The organism is Bacillus sp. LR--39 (assembly GCF_053613335.1).
Window position 1 is genome coordinate 1 of the sequence record NZ_JBSIOT010001081.1, and the last position, 637, is coordinate 637.

Genomic DNA, 637 nt, shown 5'->3' on the forward strand with positions numbered 1-637 from the left:
ACGGCGTTCAGGAAATTGTTTGTGTTGATACTATGGTAGAAGACGTGCACTTCAAATTACACTATTCCTCACCTGAAGATATCGGGTACAAGGCGTTAGCCGTTAATATAAGTGATATTGCCGCGATGGGAGGCATTCCTAAGTTTTATCTGGTATCACTTGCGGTACCTTCAAAATGGACTGAATCTGAAATCAAGGCGATGTATGAAGGAATGAATGAACTGGCGAAACTATATCATATGGATCTGATTGGCGGCGATACAGTTTCTACCGCTGACAAATTAGTCGTTACAGTCACTGTAATCGGTGAAATTGAAAAGGGACAGGCCTGTTTGCGCAGCTTGGCAAAACCGAATGATATTGTGTTTGTAACCGGTGAAATCGGTTCTTCTGCAGCAGGACTTTCTTTATTGCTGGAAGAGACTAATCCTCAAAACTCATCTGTGGAAACGGATTACTTTATCCACAGGCATAAACGGCCTGAGCCAAGAGTAAGTGTCGGCAGATTATGCTCGAGTTTTAAGCGAGCAGCTTTAAATGATATTAGTGACGGATTGGCTAGTGAACTGAACGAGATTGCAGAAGCCAGCTGTGTTTCAATTGAAATTGATGAAAGCATCCTTCCAATTCATTCTGA

At 42.2% G+C, this 637-nt stretch carries 1 protein-coding gene; it reads left to right on the forward strand.

All coding sequences use genetic code 11. The features are described 5' to 3' along the window. A partial coding sequence (gene thiL, locus ACWHAR_RS28570) for a thiamine-phosphate kinase (RefSeq protein ID WP_452088636.1) occupies nt 1-637 on the forward strand: 637 nt, incomplete at both ends.